The 22192-nt window shown below is 64.1% G+C and carries 19 protein-coding genes; 12 read left to right on the plus strand and 7 right to left on the minus strand.

The window, feature by feature from the left end:
- Window positions 1-176 precede the first annotated feature (176 nt).
- From M4J39_RS20715 to M4J39_RS20725, 3 genes are all read left to right on the plus strand, one after another.
- The gene (locus M4J39_RS20715; RefSeq protein ID WP_251730395.1) at window positions 177-518 is read left to right on the plus strand and encodes an Hpt domain-containing protein; all 342 of its coding nucleotides are present in this window, start codon (window positions 177-179) and stop codon (window positions 516-518) included.
- Window positions 519-748: 230 nt separating this feature from the next.
- On the plus strand, window positions 749-1069 hold the full coding sequence (locus M4J39_RS20720) for a 2Fe-2S iron-sulfur cluster-binding protein (RefSeq protein WP_251730396.1): 321 nt from the start codon (window positions 749-751) through the stop codon (window positions 1067-1069).
- A 162-nt stretch (window positions 1070-1231) separates the two neighbouring features.
- Complete coding sequence (locus M4J39_RS20725; protein WP_251730397.1) at window positions 1232-2377, plus strand: acyltransferase; 1146 nt, start codon at window positions 1232-1234, stop codon at window positions 2375-2377.
- Here the strand turns inward: M4J39_RS20725 and M4J39_RS20730 are convergent.
- Window positions 2323-3702, minus strand: coding sequence for a glutamine synthetase family protein (locus tag M4J39_RS20730; RefSeq protein WP_251730398.1), 1380 nt, complete (start codon window positions 3700-3702; stop codon window positions 2323-2325). The genes M4J39_RS20725 and M4J39_RS20730 overlap by 55 nt on opposite strands.
- Before the next feature lie 147 nt (window positions 3703-3849).
- On the opposite strand from M4J39_RS20730, the gene M4J39_RS20735 reads away from it, so the two are divergent.
- The 6 genes from M4J39_RS20735 (at window position 3850) to M4J39_RS20760 (ending at window position 12173) form a co-directional block, all read left to right on the plus strand.
- A complete protein-coding gene (locus M4J39_RS20735; protein WP_251730399.1) occupies window positions 3850-4377 on the plus strand; it encodes a histidine phosphatase family protein in 528 nt (175 codons plus the stop codon).
- Window positions 4378-4451: 74 nt separating this feature from the next.
- Window positions 4452-5915, plus strand: coding sequence for a YcjX family protein (locus M4J39_RS20740; RefSeq protein WP_251730400.1), 1464 nt, complete (start codon window positions 4452-4454; stop codon window positions 5913-5915).
- Window positions 5912-6910, plus strand: a complete 999-nt coding sequence (locus M4J39_RS20745; RefSeq protein ID WP_251730401.1) for a YcjF family protein — start codon at window positions 5912-5914, stop codon at window positions 6908-6910. Before M4J39_RS20740 ends, M4J39_RS20745 begins: the two co-directional genes overlap by 4 nt.
- Window positions 6911-7117: 207 nt before the next feature.
- Window positions 7118-8503 carry a flagellar hook protein FlgE gene (locus M4J39_RS20750; protein WP_251730402.1) on the plus strand — a complete coding sequence of 462 codons (1386 nt, stop codon included), beginning with the start codon at window positions 7118-7120 and terminating at the stop codon, window positions 8501-8503.
- 77 nt (window positions 8504-8580) lie between these two features.
- Window positions 8581-10476 carry a flagellar hook-associated protein FlgK gene (flgK, locus tag M4J39_RS20755; protein ID WP_251730403.1) on the plus strand — a complete coding sequence of 632 codons (1896 nt, stop codon included), beginning with the start codon at window positions 8581-8583 and terminating at the stop codon, window positions 10474-10476.
- Window positions 10477-10511: 35 nt separating this feature from the next.
- A complete protein-coding gene (locus M4J39_RS20760; RefSeq protein WP_251730404.1) occupies window positions 10512-12173 on the plus strand; it encodes a flagellin in 1662 nt (553 codons plus the stop codon).
- A gap of 93 nt (window positions 12174-12266) precedes the next feature.
- Here M4J39_RS20760 and flbT read toward each other — a convergent pair whose 3' ends face one another.
- Window positions 12267-12680: a flagellar biosynthesis repressor FlbT gene (gene flbT, locus M4J39_RS20765; RefSeq protein ID WP_251730405.1), complete on the minus strand. Its 414-nt coding sequence runs from the start codon at window positions 12678-12680 to the stop codon at window positions 12267-12269.
- 23 nt (window positions 12681-12703) lie between these two features.
- Window positions 12704-14173 (minus strand): flagellin, encoded by a 1470-nt coding sequence (locus M4J39_RS20770; protein WP_251730406.1) that lies wholly within the window; start codon window positions 14171-14173, stop codon window positions 12704-12706.
- Window positions 14174-14501: 328 nt separating this feature from the next.
- Between M4J39_RS20770 and M4J39_RS20775 the strand changes: the two genes are divergently transcribed.
- The 3 genes from M4J39_RS20775 to flaF all read left to right on the plus strand — a co-directional run bounded on the left by M4J39_RS20775 (window position 14502) and on the right by flaF (window position 19355).
- Window positions 14502-16313 carry a flagellin gene (locus tag M4J39_RS20775; protein WP_251730407.1) on the plus strand — a complete coding sequence of 604 codons (1812 nt, stop codon included), beginning with the start codon at window positions 14502-14504 and terminating at the stop codon, window positions 16311-16313.
- 525 nt (window positions 16314-16838) lie between these two features.
- The gene (locus M4J39_RS20780) at window positions 16839-18635 is read left to right on the plus strand and encodes a flagellin (protein WP_251730408.1); all 1797 of its coding nucleotides are present in this window, start codon (window positions 16839-16841) and stop codon (window positions 18633-18635) included.
- A gap of 345 nt (window positions 18636-18980) precedes the next feature.
- A complete protein-coding gene (gene flaF / locus M4J39_RS20785; RefSeq protein ID WP_251730409.1) occupies window positions 18981-19355 on the plus strand; it encodes a flagellar biosynthesis regulator FlaF in 375 nt (124 codons plus the stop codon).
- Window positions 19356-19452: 97 nt separating this feature from the next.
- On the opposite strand, the gene M4J39_RS20790 is transcribed toward flaF, so the two are convergent.
- The 4 genes from M4J39_RS20790 to M4J39_RS20805 form a co-directional block, all read right to left on the minus strand.
- Window positions 19453-19836: a flagellar protein FlaG gene (locus M4J39_RS20790; protein ID WP_251730410.1), complete on the minus strand. Its 384-nt coding sequence runs from the start codon at window positions 19834-19836 to the stop codon at window positions 19453-19455.
- A 342-nt stretch (window positions 19837-20178) separates the two neighbouring features.
- Window positions 20179-20658 carry a flagellar protein FlgN gene (locus M4J39_RS20795; RefSeq protein WP_251730411.1) on the minus strand — a complete coding sequence of 160 codons (480 nt, stop codon included), beginning with the start codon at window positions 20656-20658 and terminating at the stop codon, window positions 20179-20181.
- On the minus strand, window positions 20655-20975 hold the full coding sequence (locus tag M4J39_RS20800) for a rod-binding protein (RefSeq protein ID WP_251730412.1): 321 nt from the start codon (window positions 20973-20975) through the stop codon (window positions 20655-20657). The genes M4J39_RS20795 and M4J39_RS20800 overlap by 4 nt, the downstream gene beginning before the upstream one ends.
- Window positions 20975-22051 (minus strand): flagellar basal body P-ring protein FlgI, encoded by a 1077-nt coding sequence (locus M4J39_RS20805; RefSeq protein WP_371875493.1) that lies wholly within the window; start codon window positions 22049-22051, stop codon window positions 20975-20977. The genes M4J39_RS20800 and M4J39_RS20805 overlap by 1 nt, the downstream gene beginning before the upstream one ends.
- Window positions 22052-22192 lie beyond the last annotated feature (141 nt).

Raw genomic sequence — 22192 nt, forward strand, 5'->3', positions numbered from 1 at the left:
CTTGCGCAGCCTTGCCATTCTTCACAGCGGCAACAGGCTTGGATTGCATCCGGCGAATTAACCATATCTTCAGAATTCCGGCCGCTCCTCGGAGCAACCGGGTCAACTTCAAGTCCTGTTCGATGCCCGCGCGGAAGACACGGACGGCCCTCCGAGAGAGCAATGAGGCGACAGCGATGAACGACGACGAGCGAGTGTCCGGCTCTCCCATCGACCTCGGGCACCTTGCCGAACAGACCTTCGGCAACGCCGATCTTGAGGCGGAGGTGCTGCGCCTGTTCCTGAAGCAAAGTCGCGATTGCCTGGATCGGCTCTCGACGGCGCCCGACGCCGGCGCCGCGCATCTGTTGCTCGGGTCGGCGCGCGGCATCGGGGCGAGGGCGGTGGCCGAGGCGGCTTCGGCGCTGGAGGCAGCCCTGCTGCGCGGCTTCGACGGAGGCGCCGATCTCGTCCGGTTGAGGGAGGCGGTTGTCGCCGCCACCGCGTTTATCGAGGCGCGTCTCGGCGGTAGGGGTTGACGGCGGCCAACTCTTCTATATGTGCAGATACCAATGGACCGAACTCCATATCCGAGTTCATGCGGACGCCGCCGTCCGGTCGGATGTCGAGTTCGAATGCCTCGTTGAAACAGTAACTTGCCGATGGTTCCGCGCGCTTTGCGTTTCGCACTCCGGTTTCGCCGGATGGGTGCGGGTGTCGAAGCCGGGCCGTTGGCCAGAGGGGCGGCGCCCCGCAGCCACAGGTTTTCATGCCCAAGATCACCTACATTTCCCACGAAGGCACCCGCTACGAGGTGGAGGCCGAGGTTGGCACCACCGTGATGGAGAATGCCGTCAAGAACCTCGTTCCCGGCATCGAGGCAGAGTGCGGCGGCGCCTGCTCCTGCGCCACCTGCCACGTCTATGTCGACGAGGCCTGGGTGGCCGCCGCCGGCGAGCCCGAGCCGATGGAGGAGGACATGCTGGATTTCGCTGCCGATCCCAAGCCGACCTCGCGCCTCTCCTGTCAGATCAAGGTGAAGGACGATCTCGACGGGCTGGTGGTCCACATTCCGGCGCGACAGGCCTGACCGGCACCGAAAGGCGCCGTTATCCTTAATTTCTTGTTTAGATTGCTTCCAACCGGCCGCCGGCATTAAAGATGAGCCTACCGACGGAGTTTGTTCGTCGGATTGTCGCCGCAGCATGGCCGGACCTGTTCCGGCATGCGGGCAGCGGACTGGAGCGTCGCCATGCGCATGAAGGCACTCGACGGCTGGAGAGGGATCGGGGCGCTCGCCGTCTGTTTCATCCATCTGCAGCTCAACGGCTACCTGACCTCGGCGCCGTCGCTCGACTCATGGATCCTGGCGGTTGACTTCTTCTTCGTTCTTTCCGGCTTCGTCATGGCCCGCGTCTACGCCGACGATCTGGTCGATGGCGAGCGGGTCGCGGTCTTCGTGGTTCGGCGCCTCGGCCGTCTCTGGCCGCTCCACCTGTTCATGCTGGCGCTGTTCATCGCCGTCGAATTGGCGAAGCTGGCGCTTCAGCGCGAGACGGGTTTCGCACCCGAGCACGCCGCCTTCACCGGTCCGCGCAATCCCCAGGACATCCTGCCGATCGCGCTGTTCCTGCAGACGGCCCGTCTCGGGCCGGAGCTGACGTGGAACTTCCCGAGCTGGAGCATTTCGGCCGAAGTCTGGGCCTATGCCGTCTTCGCGCTGGTCGCCCTGCGCACAGCCGGGTTCTCCGGCCGACGGGTGATCGTCGCCGGCGCCATAGCGGTCGCCGCCTGGCTGGTCCTGTTCGTCGATGTCACCGGTCGCGGCATGCTCAGCACGGACGTGTTCGGCATCGTGCGCTGCCTTCTCGGCTTCTTCTCGGGCGTCGTCGCCGAATGGCTGCACCGGCGGGGGACGTTCGCGGCCCTTGCCAATGGGAAGGCCGAAATCCCCACTGCGCTCGCCGCCGTCGTCCTGCTCTGGGTCGCTGCCTCGTATCCGGCTGCTCACTATGCCGGGCCGTTGGTGTTCTTCGCCCTCGTGTTCGCTCACGCCAGCGATCGCGGCCCGCTGTCGCGGTTGATGGCGACCATGCCGATGCAGTGGCTCGGTCGTCTCTCCTACTCGATCTACCTGACCCACCTGTTCCTGGTCGCGTATGTCGTTCCGCGCCTGTCGTTGACGGTCAGCCAGTTCCTGCCCGACGCCATTGCGTTGCGCGAGGCGGCGGTCGCGGCGATCTACATCGCCTGGGTCCTGGCGCTGTCGGCGGTCACGTGGCGGTTCATCGAGCTGCCGGGCCAACGCCTCGCAGCGAGGATTGCCAAGCGCATCGGCAGGTCTCAGACGTTGAGCAGCAAGTACTCGCGTTCCCAGCTGGAAATGACGCGGTTGTAGAGCCTGAGCTCGAGCTGCTTGACGTCGATGTAGGCCTCGACGAAACGGGAGCCCAGCACCGTCTTCAGGCGCTCGCACTCGCCGAGCTCGATCAGAGCGTCCGACAGATGCAGGGGCAGCGTCACGCCGAGCGTCTTGGCATCGACCGTCACCACCTCGTCCGGCTCCACCTTGTCCTCAAGGCCGATCAGGCCGCAGGCCAGCGTCGTCGCCATGGCGATGTAGGGATTGCTGTCGGCGCCAATCACCCGGTTTTCGACGCGGCGGGACTCCGGCCCCGAATCCGGCACGCGCAGGCCGCAAGTTCGATTGTCGCGGCCCCAGTGGACGTTGATGGGCGCATCGCTTTCGAGGCGAATGCGGCGGTAGCTGTTCACGTTGGGGCAGAACAGGCTCATGGACTTCGGAACGTAGCGCTGCAGGCCGCCGATGTAGTGCCCCAGCTTGTCGGTATCCGTGCCGTCGGAATTGGAGAAGATGTTGCTGCCGTCGTCGGCGCGCACCACCGACTGGTGGATGTGAGTGGCCGAGCCTGGCATTTCCTGGTGCGGCATGGCCATGAAGGTGGCCACCATGCCGAACTTGCGGGCGGCGAGGCGGGCGGTTCGCTTGAACAGGAAGGTTTGGTCGGCAAGCTCGATCGGATCGCCATGGCGGAAGTTCATTTCCAGCTGCGCCGGGCCGGCCTCGTGGGCCATGGTGGCGATCTCGATGCGCGAGGCCTCGCAGTAATCGTACATCTGGTTGACGACGTGGTCGTAATCGTTGGCGTGTTCGATGCCATAGGCCTGGCTGCCGCTCTCCTTGCGGCCCGAAAGACCGATGGGGACCTCGAGCGGCAGGTCGGGATCGTCGTTTTGCCCCGTAAGGTAGAACTCGACCTCCGGCGCCACCACCGGTCGGATGCCGCGCGCGGCGTAAAGCTCGACGACGTGACGCAAGACCGAACGCGGCGCAAAGTCGACGAGGCGACCATCGGCGAAGTGGCAGTCGCAGATCACCTGCGCCGTCGGCTCGTCGTACCAGGGCACGAGGCGCAGCGTCGTGAGATCGGGGAGGCAGCGAATGTCGCGGTCGAGCGGGTTGACGATCTTGCTTTCGACGGCGCTGTCGCCGGTCACCGCCTGGAAGAACACGAACTCCGGCAATCGCACACCGGCGTCGATGATGCGGATGAAATCCTCTCGCGGCACGATCTTGCCGCGCATGATGCCGTTCATGTCCGGGATGATGCACTCGACCTCGGTGATGCGACGGTCGCGGAGCCAGTGAATGGCGTCGGCCTGGTTGGAAAAGCGTGGCGCGACGTCTGAAGAGGTGGGCATGAAGCGATCCTCGGCGACCTGACCGACCGAACTCGCGAGCCCCGAGGGGGTGGCGGATCGTCGAGGCCGCGTCGGCAGCCCGGAATCAGGTTAGAATGATTGGACATTACGCCAAGTCCGGCGCGATGGGAGTCCCGGAGGCCGCCAATGCCACGCCTTTTTCTTCTCCGACATGCCAAGTCGCCGCCGGCCGTTTCCGGCCAGAAGGACTTCGACCGGCCACTCACCGCGCGGGGCAGGGAGGCCGCGCCGGCTGTCGGCCGCCATATGGCCGACGAGGGATACGTGCCCGATCTGGTGCTCTGCTCGCCGTCGGCGCGGACGCGCGAGACGCTCGACGGGGTGAAGCCGTTTCTGCCCGAGCGCGTTGCCGTCGATCTCGTACGCGACCTCTACGAGGCCTCTGTGGGTGCCATGCTCAAGGTGATCGCCACCCACGCCGACAGATCGGAGAATCTTCTGGTCGTCGGACACAATCCATCGATCCACCGGCTGGCGTCGACCTTGCCGGGGGAGGGCGATCCCGCCCTGATGAAGAGGCTCTCCGCCAAGTTTCCGACGGCCTCGCTCGCCGTGATCGAGTTCTCCGGCGCGTGGAGCGATCTCGGACCGGGGGATGGGCGGCTGATCTCCTTCGTGACGCCGGCCGACCTCGGCGGTCCCGACGGCGACTAAGCCATTGTTCTCGCGCGGGCCGTGCCTACATAGAGGCGCGGCGCCTTCCGCGCCGGACGAGGTTCGACGAAGTCGTGAGCTTCACCACGCTTTCCGACGAAGCGCGCATAGCGCTCGACAACATGGCCGATTTCGCCTGGAGCCTCGGTTCGCCGTCGCTGAGGCTCGGTGTCACCGGACTGTCCCGTGCCGGCAAGACCGTGTTCATCACGGCGCTGATCCACAATCTGATCCACGGCGGTCGGTTGCCTATGTTCGAGCCGTGGCGAGCGGGGCGCCTTCTCGGCGCCGACATCCGGCCGCAGCTCCATCCCGACGTTCCGACCTTCGACTACCGCGGCCACGTGCGCAAGCTGACCGATGCGCGCATCTGGCCGGACTCGACGCGCCAGATCTCCGAACTGCGCCTGACCATCGCCTATGAGAGCGCCACCTTCCTCGGCCGATCTCTGGGGCGCGGCAAGCTCGATCTCGACATCGTCGACTATCCCGGCGAATGGCTGCTGGACCTGCCTCTTCTCTCCAAGACCTACCGCGCCTTCTGCTCCGAGACGCTGGAGCGGGCCCGCGAGCCGCGCCGCACCGCCATTGCAGCCGACTGGCTGACCCACACGTCGGGCATCGATCCCATGGGGCCGGCCGACGACGAGGCGGCGGGGCGTCTGCACGAGCTGTTCTCGGCCTATCTCGGCGCGGCGCGCGGCGGCAGCCTGTCGCTGTCCATGGTGCCGCCGGGCCGCTTCCTGATGCCGGGCGATCTGGCGGGCTCGCCGGCGCTGACCTTCGCGCCGCTCGACCTTCCGGAGACGGGCGAGGCGCCACGCGACAGCCTCTGGGCGCTGATGGAGAGCCGGTTCGAGGCCTACAAGGACGTGGTCGTCCGGCCGTTCTTTCGCACGCATTTCGCCCGGCTCGACCGGCAGGTGGTGCTGGTCGACGTATTGGCGGCGCTGAACGGCGGGCGAGAGGCGCTGATCGACCTCGAAGTGGCGCTCGGCGAGATCCTCGCCTGCTTCCGTCCGGGCCACTCCTCCTGGCTGGGGCAGGTGCTGACGCGCCGCATCGACCGCATCCTGTTCGCCGCCACCAAGGCCGATCACCTTCACCACGCCAGCCACGACCGGCTGGAGCTGATCCTGCGTCGCCTCACCGACCGGGCGATCGCCCGCGCTTCGTTCTCCGGCGCCGAGGTGGACGTCAAGGCGCTCGCCGCCGTGCGGGCGACCCGCGAGGCGACGGTGCGGCGCAATGGCGAGAGCCTGCCCTGCATTCTCGGCGTGCCGCAGCAGGGCGAGCTTCTCGACGACCATCTCTATGACGGCAACGAAGAAATCGCGCTATTTCCCGGCGATCTTCCGGAGAACCCGCAGGCCCTGTTCCGTGAGCCGGAGCCCGACGATCCGGCGTTCGACGCGCTGCGCTTCCTGCGCTTCCGGCCGCCACCGGTGGAGGTGACGGCCGAGGGCGTCAGCCTGTCGCTGCCGCACATCCGTCTCGACCGCGCCCTCGACTTCCTGATCGGAGACCGCCTGGCATGACGCGCCGTCCCACCGCCTTCGATCTCGGGGCTGACCACGTCAGCCATGTTCGTCCCGGCGAGGCGTCTCCATCGGACGCCACCGGCGTCATCGTCGAGGAAGCGGCGGAGACGGAGGATCTGCCCGTTCCCCTGCCACCCGTCCGTCGACGTTTCGCCTGGTCGCGGCTGTTCTTCGGCGCCGTGGCCGGCATCCTGTCGCTGGCCATCGGGCTCTGGCTCGACCAGTTGGTGCGCGAGCTGTTCGCCCGCGAGGATTGGCTCGGCTGGCTGGCGATCGGCCTGATCGCGCTTGCCGTCGTTGCCGTGGTCGCCATCGCTGCCCGCGAGATCTCCGGCCTGATCTGGTTGAAGCGCATCGACCGCATGCGGACGCGCGCCGACCTTGCCGCCGCGCGTGACGACCGGCCGGAGGCCGAGGCGGTGGTGGGCGAGCTGATGGTGCTCTATGCCGACCGGGTCGATCTCGCGCCCGGCCGGCGGGCGACCGAGGCGCGCGTCGACGATGTCATCGACGGGCGCGACCGGCTGGTGCTGGCCGAGGCGGACCTGCTGGCTCCGCTCGACGCGGCGGCGCGCCGCCTAGTGTCGGACGCCGCCGCCCGCGTGTCGGTGGTGACGGCGGTGTCGCCGCGCGCCGCCATCGACGTGGTGTTCGTGGTGGTGGCGACGCTTGGTCTGATCCGCCGGCTTGCCGCGCTTTATGGCGGGCGACCCGGCTTCATGGGCCTGGCGCGGCTCACTCGGCTCGTTCTCACCCACCTTGCGGTGACCGGTTCGATCGCCGTCGGCGACGGCCTTGCCCAGCAGCTGATCGGCCACGGCCTTGCCGCCAAGCTGTCGGCGCGCCTCGGCGAAGGGGTGATCAACGGGCTGCTGACCGCCCGCGTCGGCGTCGCCGCCATCGACGTTTGCCGCCCCCTGCCGTTCCTCGAACGGCGGCGTCCTCAGATCTCCGAGATCATGGCCGGCATTCGCGCACCGGGCGCCAAATAGTGCCGGGTGGCCGGTTCGGCCCGGCAGGATTTGCCCGGTGCGCCGAACCTTGCCGGGGCGTTAACTTCTCGTTCACCTTAGCCAAGCGCCTGTTTCCTGAAAACAAACGGAAAAACTAGGGAGCGCCGTTTGGCACGCCCGTTGCCCTTAGGTCCGTAGCGGCCATTCGTCCGGCCGACCGCGTTGCAGATCGTAAGGGAAACGAGCATGGGTATCCTGACCGCAATGAACTCGGCCGTCGGTGGCCTCGGAGCGCAGTCCTTCGCCCTCGAGAACATCTCGGGCAATATCGCCAACTCCTCGACAACCGGCTTCAAGCGCAAGGACACCAGCTTCGGCGACCTCGTGCGCTCCAACACGACCAATGCCTCCCGCGTCACGTCCGGCGGCGTCACGGCCAGGTCGCGCTCCACCATCACGCTCGATGGCGACATTCAGGGTTCGAAGGTCGATACCCACATGGCGATCAACGGCACCGGTTTCTTCTGCGTGTCGGCCGACCCGCTCGATGGCAGCCTGGGCGCCCGCTACACCCGCGCCGGTGATTTCGAGCAGTATTACGACTCGCGCAACGGTCAGACCTACCTCCGCAACGGTTCCGGCTACTCGCTGATGGGGCAGACCATCGACCCGACCACCGGCAAGCCGATCGGCGACAAGACCGTCATCACCATCGACAAGACGTCGCAGAGCGCCAAGGCGACCGAGAAAATCACCTACAAGCTGAACCTGCCGACGGAGCCGTCGACGACATCCAAGGCCGCGGTCTATCCGAGCGCGTCGGTGGCGGCCATCGCAGCCGGCACCGTGCCGAAGTCCGAGCTGTCCACCTTCATGGACAACTCGATCGCTGGCGGATCGAGAACCATCTACGACGCGCAGGGCACGCCGTCGATCGTACAGCTCCGCTGGGTGAAGCTCACCGAGTCCGATACAGGCCGCAGCGAGTGGGGCCTCTTCTACCGCACCGACGAAAATCCCACCAACCCGACCGACCCAGCCTGGCAGCAGATCAAGACGACGGCCACGCAGGATACGACGTCAACCCCGAACAGCGCTCTCGCCAGCGGCGCCTTCTTCTTCGACGACAAGGGTATCCAGCAGGACGACACGTCGTCCATCAATCTCGGCACCATCACCATCGAGGGCAAGGACTTTTCCGGCATCACGATGGACCTCGCCGCCACCGAGTTCGCCGACAAGAACGGGCAGGCGACCACCAATCAGCTGACGCAGGATGGTTACGCCACCGGCGAGTTCGAGGGCGTGTCGATCGACGATAACAGCGGCGTCATGAGCTACAACTACTCGAACGGCCAGACCGTCAAGAAGTGGTCGATCCCCATCGTCGCCTTCAACGGCGCGAGCTATCTCAAGGCCGAGGATGGTGGCGCCTACACCGAGACCATCCAGAGCGGCGGTCCGATCGATATCAACGGCGCGCTCTCGAGCTCGGCGCTCGAGGCGTCCAACGTCGATATCTCCGAAGAGTTCACCAAGCTGATCGTCTCCCAGCAGGCGTTCTCGGCCAACTCCAAGGTCATCACCACGGCCAACCAGATGATGACCGACATCCTGCAGATCATCCGCTGATGTCTTCGGCGGCCGCCGCACCTGCTGCGTGACGGCCGCCTCCCCAATCCGCGACCATCGTCGATTGCGAGACGGATATGGCTGTATCGAGTGCCCTTTCCACGGCTTTGTCCGGCATCAGGACGACCCAGCAACAACTGGGCGTGACGTCGGCCAATATCGCCAACGCCAAGAGCGCCGGCTACAGCCGCCAGACGATGTCGTCGACGGCGCAGGTCGCCAACTCGCGCGTCTACGGTGTCGAGGCCAACCAGGTCACGCGCGAGATCAATCTTCTCGTGCAGAAGCAGTGGCGGATGTCCACCGCCAACTCCGCCTATGCCGATACGCGCGTCACCGCGCTGTCGGCGCTCGACAATTATTGGGGCGCGCCCAACAGCGCCAGTTCGCTGAGCTCGGTCTACAGCAACTTCACGGCCACGCTTCAGAAACTGGCGACGACCCCGGGCGACACGGCGATCCAGGGCAGCGCGGTGTCCGCCTCGCAAAACCTCGTCAGCCGCCTCAACCAACTGTCGGGCGACGTGCAGTCGCTGCGCCAGGAGGCGGAGTCCAACATCGCCAATGCCGTCAGCCGCGTGAACTCGCTGCTGCAGACCGTCTCCGAACTCGACAAGCAGATCGTTGCCGTCGGCGCGGGTGGTACGAACAGCACCGCCGGCTTGCAGGACAAGCGGGACGCCGCCATCGACGAGTTGTCCGAATACATGGACATCCGCGTCAGCGACCAGATCGGTGGGGCCGTTTCCATCGCGTTGTCGGACGGGACACAGCTCTACGACGACGAGCCGGTGACGCTGAACTTCGACCAGCAGGGCGTGGTTGACGCATCGCGCGCCTACTCGACCGACGACAGCAAGCGTTCGCTCGGCACCATCACCATCACCGACGGTCCCGGCGCCGGCATCGATCTCTTCAAGAGCGGATCGATCCGTTCGGGCAAGATCGCCGCCTACAAGGAACTGCGCGACGAGACGCTGGTCGACGCGCAGGCCCAGCTCGACACCATTGCCGCGACGCTGTCGAAGGCGACCTCGACGCGCCAGGCCTCGGGCACTGCCGTGAGTGGCGCCGGCACGGCCGGATACACGCTGGACGTCTCGGGCCTCACCGAGGGCAACACCCTCAAGGTCGAGTATGTCGACGCGTCCGGCACCAAGGGCACGCTCACCTTCGTCGCCTACAATGGCGGCACGGCTCCCGGCAACGGCTTCACGCCCGATCCCAACGACACCGTCGTCGGCCTCGACCTCACGAGCGGCACCGACATCGGCGCCCAAATCGCGGCTGCGCTCAACACGGCGACCGGTGGCACCGACTTCTCCGGTTCGGCGCTGCCCGCGCCGCCGAGCGCCGCGACCTCGGTCACCATCAATGCGACGACGGTGCCGGCCAGCCATGGCAGCATCAGTAGTGTGACCGGCGAGATCTCCTCGCCCACCGAGCAGTCGGGTTACCAGGAGTTCCCGCTGTTTCTCGATGGGTCCACCGGCAAGCCCTACACCGGCCTCACCAACGGCACCGACACCATCACCGGCCTTGCCGCCCGCATTTCGGTCAATCCGAAGGTGGTGGCGGATCCGTCGCTGACGGTGAAATACAGCGGCAGCACGCTGTCGGGCGACGGTACGCGGCCGCAGGCTATCCTCGATGCGCTCGACAGCCGCGTCTACTCCTACTCCTCCTCGATCGGCATCGGCTCGGCGACGACGCCGTTCAGGGGCACGTTCGAGGGCCTCGTGTCGCAGGTCGTCAACACCCAGGGCGCCCTCGTCGAGGACGCCCAGAATGTCGCCGACGGCCAGAAGGTCGTCACCTCCAACCTCAAGGAGCGTTACGACAACAGCCGCGCGGTCGATCTCGACACCGAGCTGATGACGCTCATCCAGCTTCAGAACTCCTATTCGGCCAACGCCCGGGTGCTCACCGTGGCGCAGGAGCTGATGGACGTTCTGATGAACACGTTCAAGTAGGCGACCGGATGCCGCCTGAACACGGGTAGGATGCCATGCCGATCAACAATGTGCTCGTCAGCCCCAACATGTCGCTTCTGTCAACCATGCGGGAGCAGCTGGAAGACATGCAGCGCCAGCTCGGTACCGGGCAGAAGGCGGCGACCTACGGCACGCTCGGCGCCGGGCGCACGCAATCGATCACCTTCCGCTCGAAGATTTCCGAGATCAACGGCTACCTGCAGAACACCGACGTTCTGAACATGCGCATCTCGCTGCTCGACAAGTCCATGAGCCGCCTTGAGGATATTCCCAGCGAGGCGTCGGCCGCCATCGACCCAAACACCTACAACATCGATTCCACCGGAACCACCACGGGACAGAAGGGCGCCAAGATCGCCCTCAACGAGGTGATCGGCCTTCTGAACTCCGAGGCCGACGGCCGCTACCTGATGTCCGGCAAGACCACCGACACCAAGCCCGTCGTCAACATGAACGAGATGCTCTACGGCACCGGCAGCAAATACGGGCTGCAGAAGGTCGTCGCGGAGCGCTACACGGCCGACCTCGGCACGGGCAAGCTCGGCCGCCTCGAACTGGACAATCCCGTGGCGACCCCCGATACCGTGACGATCACCCGTCAGGGCACGCCGCCCTCGGCCGAGTTCGGCTACAAGATCGCCTCCGCGTCGGCCTCGACGACAGACACCTCCCACATCTCGGTGACGCCGACCACCGGCCTCGACAGTGCCGGCAACACCGTCAACACCGCCTATGGCGTTCAGTTCGGCGCCAATCTTCAGGCCGGCGACAGCGTGTCGCTGGAGCTGGAGAACCCCGATGGTACCAAGTCGACCGTCAAGCTGACGGCCACGCTGACCAGCCCGCCCGGCGAGGGGCAGTTCACCATCGCCCAGGATACCAGCACCACGCCTCCGACCGTCGACACCGCGGCGACGGCCGCCAACTTCATGGATCGTCTCGACAACAGCCTGAAGATCGAGACGGAAACCACCTTCCAGGCGGCCTCGATGATGCGCGCGTCGGAGACCTTCTTCGACACCGCCGGCGGCGGCAAGCCGCAGCGGGTCGATGTCGCCGATCCCACCGACAACAGTCAGCTGGCCACCGCCACGGGGCTGCGCGACGGCACGGACACCGACACGGTCGAGTGGTACGTCGGCTACAACGCGACGATCGATCCCAGCGACAGCGCCACCTCGCCGCGCAACGACGTGATCGCGCGGGTCGACAGCAACATCGACGTCGGTTACGGCGTTCGCGCCAACGAGTCGGCCTATGCCGACATGGTGCGCTCGCTCGCCGTCATGACCATTGCCGAATTCGATCCGAAGGCCGGCACGCTGGGTGATCCCAACGCAACGACCGATGCCGAGCGGCAACAGAACCTCAAGGTCGAGAAGGCCCGCTATTCGGCGTTGGCCTCGCGCGTCGACGGCGTTCTGGCCTTCGCCGACGGAAGCCAGAAGCCGACCGACATCCACACGGAGGTCGCCGTGTCCGGCAACGTCGCCAAGAGCGCGGCCGAGCGACAGATCAACTCCAAGACGACGCTGCAGGTGATGCTCGACGGCGTCGAGGGCATCAACAAGGAAGAGCTGACGGCGCAGATCCTGACGCTGCAGACCCGCATGGAAGCGAGCTACACCACGTCGATGCTGCTCAACAACCTCAGCCTGCTCAACTACATGAAGTAGGCGAGGGCCACGGCCCGAACGACAAAGCCGCCGATCAGGTTGTGATGACCTGGTCGGCGGCTTGTTTTCGAGGCTTTGTCGCGATGGGCGGGGTTACTTTTCCTCGACGGCCATGGCGGCCGGCTGGAGGGCGGCGAAGATCTTTCTCTCGTGCTCGATCAGCGCGCGGGCTTCCTTTAGCGCCTTGTAGAGCTGGTCGGCGATGATGTGGTTGCTGATCTTGGTCACGTAGGGGATGGTGCTCGGGGCGGCCTGCATGATGTCCTGGATGAGCGAGAAGTAGTTATCCTGGAACTTGGTGACTTCCCGCGACAGATACATGAGCTGCACCGCGAGATAGATCCGCTTGGCCGGAGTGTCGGCGGACTCGACGGTCAGGATATCCTTCTCGCGCAGGATCGGGGCATTGCCCTCGATGTAAAGACGGGTGCGCTGATCGTCGTTGGTGATCATCGACTCGCCGATGATGATGCGCTCGCCGGGCTTCAGTTCAACCTTGAGGGTCATCTCTTCGCAATCCTGTCTGGGGGTCAGCCGAGTTTGCTGCCGAGCAGGCGGAGAATCCCGTTGTCGGCGGTCTGGGTGATCGAGAACGAACTGATGGCAAGCTGCTGCTGGGTATCGAGCGCCAGCATGATGGCGGCCTCCTCGTTCTTGTCAGAGGCGCGCATCGATTCGGCGGTCGCGCCGAGTATGTCGGAAAAGCTGCCGACATATTCGGCGCGACTCTTCAGAAGAGTCAGACCGATGCCGATGTTCGTGGCGTGCTTTTCGGCGGCGTGACGAGCGTCGGTGACGGTCTGCTGCGCGTCCTCGGCGTCTGTGCGCTTCACCCAGGCGGAAGCCGTGGCCGTGGTCAGGTCGGCCGAGATCGAAGACTTGTCGATTGCGAAAGCCGCCGACGCGGAATCGATCGTTATGACACCGGCGGCATCCAGCGTGGCGCTGAGGCCTGACGCGGGAACGTTGAACGCGTTCACGAGATCGCCCACCGTCGTGGCGGCGCCGACCGTCAGCGACCCGACGACGGTGTTCCCCTGGCGGATGGAAATAACGTCGCCTTCCTTGTATTGGCCGGTTGCCGTCAACAGGTCGGCTCCGGTGGCAGGCGTCGCGCCGATCATCAGCGGGGCGGTCGTCGCGGAGGGAGGCGCACCGGCCGAGGCAATCGTGTCGGCGGCGCGCGTGACGTCGACGGTCATCTTGTTTGCCGACTCGACGTTCAGAACGCCGTCGCTGCCGAGCGTGGCCCGCAGCCCCTTGTCGGGCAGGGAAAGGGCAGTGACCAGGTCGCCTGCCGTGGTGTCGGCCGTGATCTTCAGCGTGCTGATGATGGTGCCGGAGGCATCCTTGACGGCAATCTCGTCGCCGACGGCATACTCCGGAGACTCGACGAGCTTGCTGGTCGTCTTCAGCGGCTTGGCGGGGGCTCCGCCGTCGGTCAGTTTCGTCTCGTAGGTGGCAAGCTTGCCCTCGTCGAGCTTCTTGAGGCCGAGCGTATTGAGAAGATCGGTGAAGTCCACCGCTTCAATCGTGACGGACTCGTTCTGATCGGTCGACAGGAAAAGCGTCAGATCGTTGCCGTCGCCGAGCAGCAGGTTCTTGCCGTTGTAGGAAGAGTCCTTCGCCGTATCGACGATCTTGTCGAGGATGTCGTTGTATTCCTTGACGAGGTCGGCTCGCTCGAAGGCGTCCTTGCTGGCGGCGGCCCGCGTGACCACGCCCTTCAACGTGTTGATGCTGTCACTGATCGACGAGAGGCCGTTGTCGGCAGCATTGATGACGCCGAGCCCCTGATCCAGGCGCTCAAGATATTTGTCGAGCGCTGCGGCATGCAATGACAGGCTCTTGGCTGAAATAAAGGTGCTGGGGTCGTCGAGCGCCGACTGGATCTTGACGCCGCTCGTCAGACGCTGGTTGGCGGCGGCGGATTCCTCGCTCACCCAGTTCAGCGTCGCGACGGTGCTGCGCAGCGATTTCGTCAGGGAAATGTCGACCATGCGCGTGTCTTTCGTGGATGCCCCAGGGAGCTGCTCGTTGCAATTTGAGAATCATAACGTCCAATTCGTTAAAAATAGCTGTTCAAGGCGCGAAGAAAAGACGGGAACAGCCCGAAAATGCGGCCGAATCTTCTGTTTTCCGTCATTAACCTTTTATCCGGCCGGCACGTGGCGGCCTCTGCGACCAAAGTCTTGTTTGCGCGAAATTCGACGGTCGAAACGGCATTTGAACCAATCCATTAACGCCTCGGCAACACCTGGGCGCTAGGGTCGGCGCACTTCCTCAGAAAGGGGAAGATGAGTTCACCCAAGGAATGGGATGTAAAAAATGTCTGATATCAACCTGACCAAGGCCGTCCGTCAGAACCTGCTCACGCTGCAGGGCACCGCCTCGATGATGGCGAAGACGCAGAACAAGCTGGCCACCGGCAACAAGGTCAACTCAGCCCTCGACAATCCTTCGAACTTCTTCACGGCCGCGTCGCTGAACTCTCGTGCCAGCGATCTCGGTAACCTGATGGATTCGATGGCGAGCGGCATCAAGACCATCGAAGCCGCCGACAACGGCCTCTCCTCGATCACGAAGACTCTCGAGTCGATGCAGTCGACGCTGCGTCAGGCCCGTCAGGACAAGTCCTTCGAGACGGCATCGTTTGGCCTGTCTCCGGCCAATGTTTCCCTCAACGGCAGCGACAAGCTGAAGATGATCGGCGGCGCCTTTGGTACCGACACCCCCGAGATCAATCTGACCACGACGGGCAAGGGCCAGAAGGTCGTTTCCGACCAGAACTACGCGGCTCCGGCCACTGCCGCCAAGGCTAAGGCCGAGGGCAGCATTGATCTTGACGCTGCGACCGCCATCACCGGTGGTACACTCAAGATCAACTATGCCGGCAAGAGCGTCTCGGTGACGTTGTCGTCCATTGGTTCTGCCGCTGGCACGAACTCGTCGGATATCGCGTCGGAGATTCAGCAGGCTATCGCAGGAAGCGATCTCGCCGATAAGCTGCAGGCGAGCGACAACACGGCCGGAACGGGCGTCAAGATCGAGGCTATTGGCAACGACAACAGCGCGATCGACTTCACGGGCTCGGATGCCGGCATTGCTGCCGCCTACTTCGGCACCGCAGCCACGGCTAGCGCCACCAACACGGCCGGTTCTTCGGGCAAGTATGAGTTCTCCGTCAATGGCACGGCGATTACCCTCGACTCGACCGACACCACGCTGACGTCTGCCCTCAAGACCATCAACGACACGCTCGAGACGGCTGGCTCGAAGTTCAAGGCGGTCGCGAACGGCAGCAAGATCCAGATCCAGGGCGCCACCACCGACGCCGGTGCCCTTCAGATCACCGGAACCGATGCCGACCTGTTCTCGTCCACCGCCGACGTCACCAGCGTCGCCGGCACGCAGGACAGCGCGCTGACCCTGCTCAAGACCGTCGACACGCTCGTCGCCGAAATCAACAACGGTAGCGAGACCAAGGGACTGATCAAGGCTTCCAACGACAATGGCAAGCTGCGCATCCAGAACCTGTCGACCCAGGACCTGCAGGTTCAGGGCACCAACGACGCGGGTCAAATCACCGGCAGCAACAGCTCCAGCGCGACGATCGATGGCAACTCGGTTCGTTCGGGCCTCGCTGATCAGTTCAACGAACTTCGCGACCAGCTCGACAAGCTGGCTGACGACGCTTCGTTCAACGGTATCAACCTGCTGCGCGGCGACAAGCTGACGATCACGTTCAACGAGACCGGTACCTCGTCGATCGATATCCTGGCCAAGGAAGGCAAGTCGGTCGACTCGACCGAGCTCGGCGTGCCCACCACGCTGACCGCCAAGGACCTGGATGCCGATACCGACATCGACGCCACCCTGGCCAAGGTGAAGACGGCCCTCAACACGGTCCGTTCGCAGTCCTCGGCCTTCGGCTCGAACCTGTCGGTCGTCGAGAACCGCCAGGAGTTCTCGAAGAACATGATCAACACTCTGCAGACGGGCGCCGGCAACCTGACGCTCGCCGACATGAACGAGGAAGCGGCCAACATGGTTGCGCTGCAGACCCGCCAGTCCCTGGCGACCTCCTCGCTCTCCATGGCCAACTCGGCCGACCAGAACGTGCTGCAGCTTCTCCGCTGACGCCAAGTCTGGCCGAATCATACGACAGAAGTTGGGGCGGGCCAGAAGGCCCGCCCCTTCTTTTTTGCGCCCACGCGTCTGGCGAGGTGGAAAACGTTTCTTTCTGCTTTCTTAACGATCTGCTTCGCTTTCCCGGGCGGAAGATCTCGCGGCGTTGGCGCCCTTGTTGGCCGGTTTGGCCTGCGATTGTGCGAGAAGTTCAATAGAATCAACGTCGTTTTGGTCCGACCCGACTCCGGGAGGCGGCTGTCCATCCGGATTCGCCGGTTGCCGGGCAGGTGGGGCGTGCTCACGCGCCTTGCCGGCAGGCGCCGTTCGATTTTGCGCCGGTTAACAAGAGTTTATCGGAATTAATTCCGCTTCGTTGCAAAACGCGACTGAGAAACTTTTTGTTAACCATGTCGGGTGTTAACTCCCACGTGAAAGGCACCGCCGCGTCCTCCCAACATGGATGGTCGACGGTCAGGTCCGGTTCGTTTTCGGGGTGAAAGAAACCCGTCAGCCCCAAGGAAGTGGGATGCAGAAATGAGCGACATCAATCTGACCAAGGCAGTTCGCCAGAATCTTCTGTCTCTGCAGAACACCGCCAAGCTGATGGCGACGACTCAAAATCGTCTGGCAACCGGCAACAAGGTCAACACGGCCCTCGACAATCCGACCAACTTCTTCACCGCGTCCTCGCTCAACTCGCGAGCCGGCGAACTCGATGCCCTGCTGGACTCGATGAACAACGGCGTGAAGACGCTGGAAGCGGCGGACAACGGCTTGACCTCGATCACCAAGACGCTGGAGTCGATGCAGTCGACGCTGCGGCAGGCCCGCCAGGACAAGACCTTCGAGACTGCATCCTATACCCTCTCGCCGGCCAACGTTTCGCTGACCCCCGGTGCAGCAAAGCTGACCCTGGTCGGTGGCGCATTCGGAACGTCCACCCCGACCATCGATCTGACCACGACCGCGTCCGGCCAAAAGGTGGTTTCGAATGCCGCCTACACGGCTCCGGCTGCGACGGCGGCCAAGGCGACGTTGAACAGCGCCGTCGATCTGACGAATGCCCGAGCTGCGACCATTACCGGTAACGGCGTGTCGACGATCACCTATCAGGGCAAATCGGTCTCCGTCACTCTCAGCGACTATGCGGCCAACACGGATGCGACCGACGTCGTTACCACGATCAACCAGGCGATCGCCGGTAGCGATCTCAATGGCAAGCTGGAAGCCAAGCTGGTCGGTGGTACCCTGCAGTTGCAGGCCAAGGACACCGTGAACAGCGATATCACCACGACCGGCAACATTGCGAACTTCCTGACGGGTGGCGCGGCTGACGTGAGCGGCGCGTCCGGCAAGTATGAGTTCTCGGTGAACGGTGTCGCCATCACACTCGACTCCACGACCGGTTCTGACGTGACGACGGCGGTCGAGAACGTCAACAACCAGCTTGCATCGGCTGGCTCGAAGTTCAAAGCGGTCATCGGACCCGGCTCGACGCTGCAGATTCAGGGCGCCACGACCAATGCCGGCGCTCTTCAGGTTACCGGCGCCGACGCCGATATCTTCTCGGCGACGCCGGATGTCACCAGCGTCGCCGGTACGACGGATGCGGCGCTCGTCGTGATGAAGACCATCGACACGCTCGTTGCCGAAATCAACAACAACGCCACGACCAAGGGGGTCATCAAGGCCTCCAACGACGACGGTAAGTTGCGCATTCAGAACCTGTCGACTCAGGATTTGACCGTGCAGGGCACCGACACGTCCGGCAAGGCTACGGGCGACAGCAGCGACAGTTCGGTGGTGGACGGAAACTCGGTTCGTTCCGGGCTTGCGGACCAGTTCAACGTTCTGCGTGACCAGCTCGACAAGATGGCCGACGACGCTTCGTTCAACGGTGTCAACCTTTTGCGCGGCGACAAGCTGAAGATCACCTTCAACGAGACCGGCACCTCGTCGATCGACATTCAGGTGAAAGATGGAAAGTCGGTGGACTCCACCGAGCTCGGCCTGCCGACCACCATGGTGGCCAAGGATCTCGATACCGATAGCGGTATCGACTCGCTTCTGGACGACGTGAAGGCGGCGATCACCCAGGTCCGCGCCCAGGCGTCGACCTTCGGCTCCAATCTTTCGGTCGTCGAGAATCGCCAGGACTTCACCAAGAAGATGATGAACACCCTGCAGGGTGGCGCCAGCAACCTGACGCTGGCCGACATGAACGAAGAGGCGGCCAATATGGTGGCGCTGCAGACCCGGCAGTCGCTGGCGACGTCTTCGCTCTCCATGGCTAACCAGGCCGACCAGAACGTGCTGCAGCTTCTCCGCTGAGAGCTGGGTCGAAAGCGCAAGAGAAGTACAAGGGCGGGCCGAAAGGTCCGCCTTTTTCTTTTCCTGGTTGAAGAAATTCTTGCTTTGTTTCCGGAGCGAAGCAGATTTGCGAGTCGTTAACTTCGTTTGTTGTTAAGTTTCTTTAGGGAAACCAGTTGTTAACCGTGATGGGTGTCTAGTTGTGACAATGGAGGAGCCGGTTCGAACCGGGTCTCCGGACACCGGATCGCGGCGAACGAAGCCGCCCATCATGAGGGCCGATGGCTGCTGCATGGCGGGGTGGACTGATAACAGGCCCTGGCCGGTAGGCCAACAGGCCCGAAAACACCGGGGAGTGTTTGTTCGATGAACGGGTATGGAGCGTCGGCGTACCAGCGGGTCCAGACGACACTGGGTCCGCGCCAGCTGGAAGCGCACTTGCTGCTCAAGGCGGCGGCTCAGTTGCAGTCGTTCAAGGACAACTGGTCATATGACGAGAGTGCCGTTGCGGAAGCCCTGATGCTGAACCGCAAGCTCTGGACCATCCTCGGCACGTCGGCGACAGACGACAGCAATCCGCTGCCGGATGCGATCAAGGAGAACATCGGCAATCTCACCGTGTTCGTCCTGAAGCGTACGTTGGAGATCATGGACGATCCGTCGCCCGAGAAGCTGTCGGCGCTGATCTCCATCAACCGGTCGCTGGCGCAGGGGCTGCGTGGGCAGGCCGAGGAGGAGTAGGCGAGGGGAGATTCCCTGGAACTGAGAAAGGCGCCCAGGAGGCGCCTTTTTGTTGTTTATGGGCTCTGTGCTGTTCGCGTAGGCGCGCCGCGCCCTCCTAGACGAAGGTGCTCGCAGCCGACGTCGTCGGGCTCTGCACCGCCTCGGTCCAGGCGTTGATCATCGCCCTGAGGCGCAGCCGGCTTTCGTCGGGAATCTGGTCGACGACGTCGCCCGTCGTCTTGTCGATCTGGCGATAGACGATGATATCGGCTTCCTCGTCCCGGGTCACCGTGGACTTGAGGTTTGATGAATAGACGGAGGATTGAGATTGATTGGCGCCACCGCGCGTGTCACTGCCGGGGCGGGCCGTTTCGTCGGTCTTGACGACAGCCGACCCAACCGGAAGGTCGGTGCTTGCCGCCTGTTCCGCCGCCGCCGGCGCTCTCGGCACCGGCGCGTTCATGCCGGGTATGACCGGTCTCACGCTGCCGATATCCATGACCTAAGTCCTTTCGTGCGAATCCCATAGGGTTCGCCTGGAAAGGACGTTAGCATCGAGAAATAAAGGCGGCGTTTAGGAAATCGGTAAAGTTTTATCGATCCGGCGTTTTCCGCAGGTTTTTAGGATGGTCGAGTTGTGTGGGAGAGTACGGGCTGTCGCTCCTCCGGCCGGTCCAGATAAGGGCCCAAGTCTTAACAAAGAGCGAAAGAAACGGCGGCGCCGCCATGGAAAGACTGACAATTCGCAACAACACGTAGTGGTGGTGCCGTTCTCCGCCCGCACCGGAAGGGCAGGGCCCAGCACGAAGCGCGTGGACGGGCCCGGCCCAACCCTCAAGCGTCAGAGGCTGCGATTGATGGCGACCCCGCGCGCGCTCACGGCGTAGGCGGCCTGAGGGTGGCCGCTGCGGCCGTAGACCGAAGGTGTCTCGGCCCGGCCGACCTCGTTTGCCACCGTGCGCAGGATGTCCTCGGCGACGTCGCGGGCCGTGTCGAGTACGGCGAGGTTGATCTGCACCTCGGAGCGGAACAGCTCGTGGCGCTTGAGGAGCGCCGCCGTCTCGACCGGCACGTAGGCCTTGAGCGTTTCGATCTCGTCGCGGGCGGCGAGCATCAGGCGGGTGTAGAGGGCAGCCTTCTCTTCCTTGTCCATGGCGAGCTCGCCGGCCTGACGGAGCTTGCCGTCCTTGACCAGCGCCGTCTCCTGGCGGAGCAGCACGAGAAGGTCTTCCATGGCGGAGCCGAGCTTCTCGACCAGCTTGCCTGCGATTTCCGGGCTGGTGACGAGCTTCGGGCGGTTCTCCTGCAACGCTAGGCTCATCCGAGGTGCCCTTCCTGTATCTTGATCAGCTGCGCGGCAATGCCGTCGGCAATACCGATGCCGCCCTTCTTGACGAAATCCTTGGCGTACTCGTCGATCAGCATGTCGCGCCAAGTCTCGTTGGAGTTGTTGGAGGTGCCGGTCAGCGGATCGACGGAGATATCCTTGAACATCGCCTTGAAGGCATCGGCGACGTAGACGGACTCGAAGTCGGCGGCGACCTCATGGGCCTTCTTGGCCACGGCGCTCTTGTCCATGCCCGAGTAGGTCTTCGAGGCGAAGGCGGTGGCGACGGAGGTGAGGTTGTTCGCTTCCATCACATCACCTCCACGTCGGCTTGCAGCGCGCCGGCCGCCTTGATGGCCTGGAGGATGGAGATCAGGTCGCGCGGGCCGAGGCCGAGCGCGTTGAGGCCGTCGACCAGTTCCTGCAGCGTCACGCCGGAGCGGACGACGGCGAGCTGGTGCTCCTTGCCGTCGGCGACCTGGATCTGAGTGCGGGGCGTCACGGTGGTTTCACCGTCCGACAGGGGCGCCGGCTGCGACACCTGCGGGTCCTCGGTGATCATCACGGTGAGGTTGCCCTGGGCGACGGCGACCGTCGACACGCGCACTTCCTGGCCCATGACGATGATGCCGGTGGCCTCGTCGACCACCACCTTGGCCGGCAGGTCCGGCTCGACGATCAGCTGTTCGACGTCGGTGAGGAGGTCGACGATGTTGCCCCTGAATTTCGGGGGCATCGACAGACGAACCGTGGACGGATCGGTCGGCTCGGCGACCGGTGCGCCGTAGAGGTCGTTGATGGCCAGCGCGATGCGGCGCGACGTGGTGAAGTCGGGATTGCGCAGCGACAGGCGGACGGCGCCGAGGTCGGCCAGCTTGAACGGCAGCTCGCGCTCGATGACGGCGCCGTTGCTGATGCGCCCCTGGGTCGGGACGCCGCGGGAAATCTTGGCTCCCTCGCCCTGGATGTCGAAGCCGCCGACGGCGATCGCGCCTTGTCCGATGGCGTAGACTTCACCGTCCGCGCCCATCAGCGGCGTGACCAGCAACTGGCCGCCCTGAAGGTTCTTGGCGTCGCCGAGGGCGCTGACGGTCACGTCGATGGCCGTGCCCTGGGCGGCGAAGGCCGGCAGCTTAGCGGTGACCATGACGGCGGCCGTGTTTGCGGTACGCATGGTGGAATCGCGCACGTTGACGCCGAGGCGCTCCAGCATCGCCTGCAGGCTCTGTTTGGTGAAAGGCGAGTTGTTGAGGCTGTCGCCGGTGCCTTGCAGGCCGACGACAAGGCCGTAGCCGATGAGCTGGTTCTCGCGAACGCCCTCGACATCGACGATGTCCTTGATGCGCGAGGCAGCCATCGCCGCTTCGACGCTCATCAGGCCAATCATGAGGGCGCCCAGTGCGCCGAGAATCCTAATCCGCATTGTCATCATCCCCGTGTTTCCCGACACGGCTTCCCGACGGGGAATTCGCAATCGTCGTGCCAGACTCTCAACTTGAAGCGGCATCTATCTAAGCTGTTGATTTTT

Source organism: Pleomorphomonas sp. NRK KF1, assembly GCF_023721755.1.
Classification (GTDB): Bacteria; Pseudomonadota; Alphaproteobacteria; order Rhizobiales; family Pleomorphomonadaceae; genus Pleomorphomonas.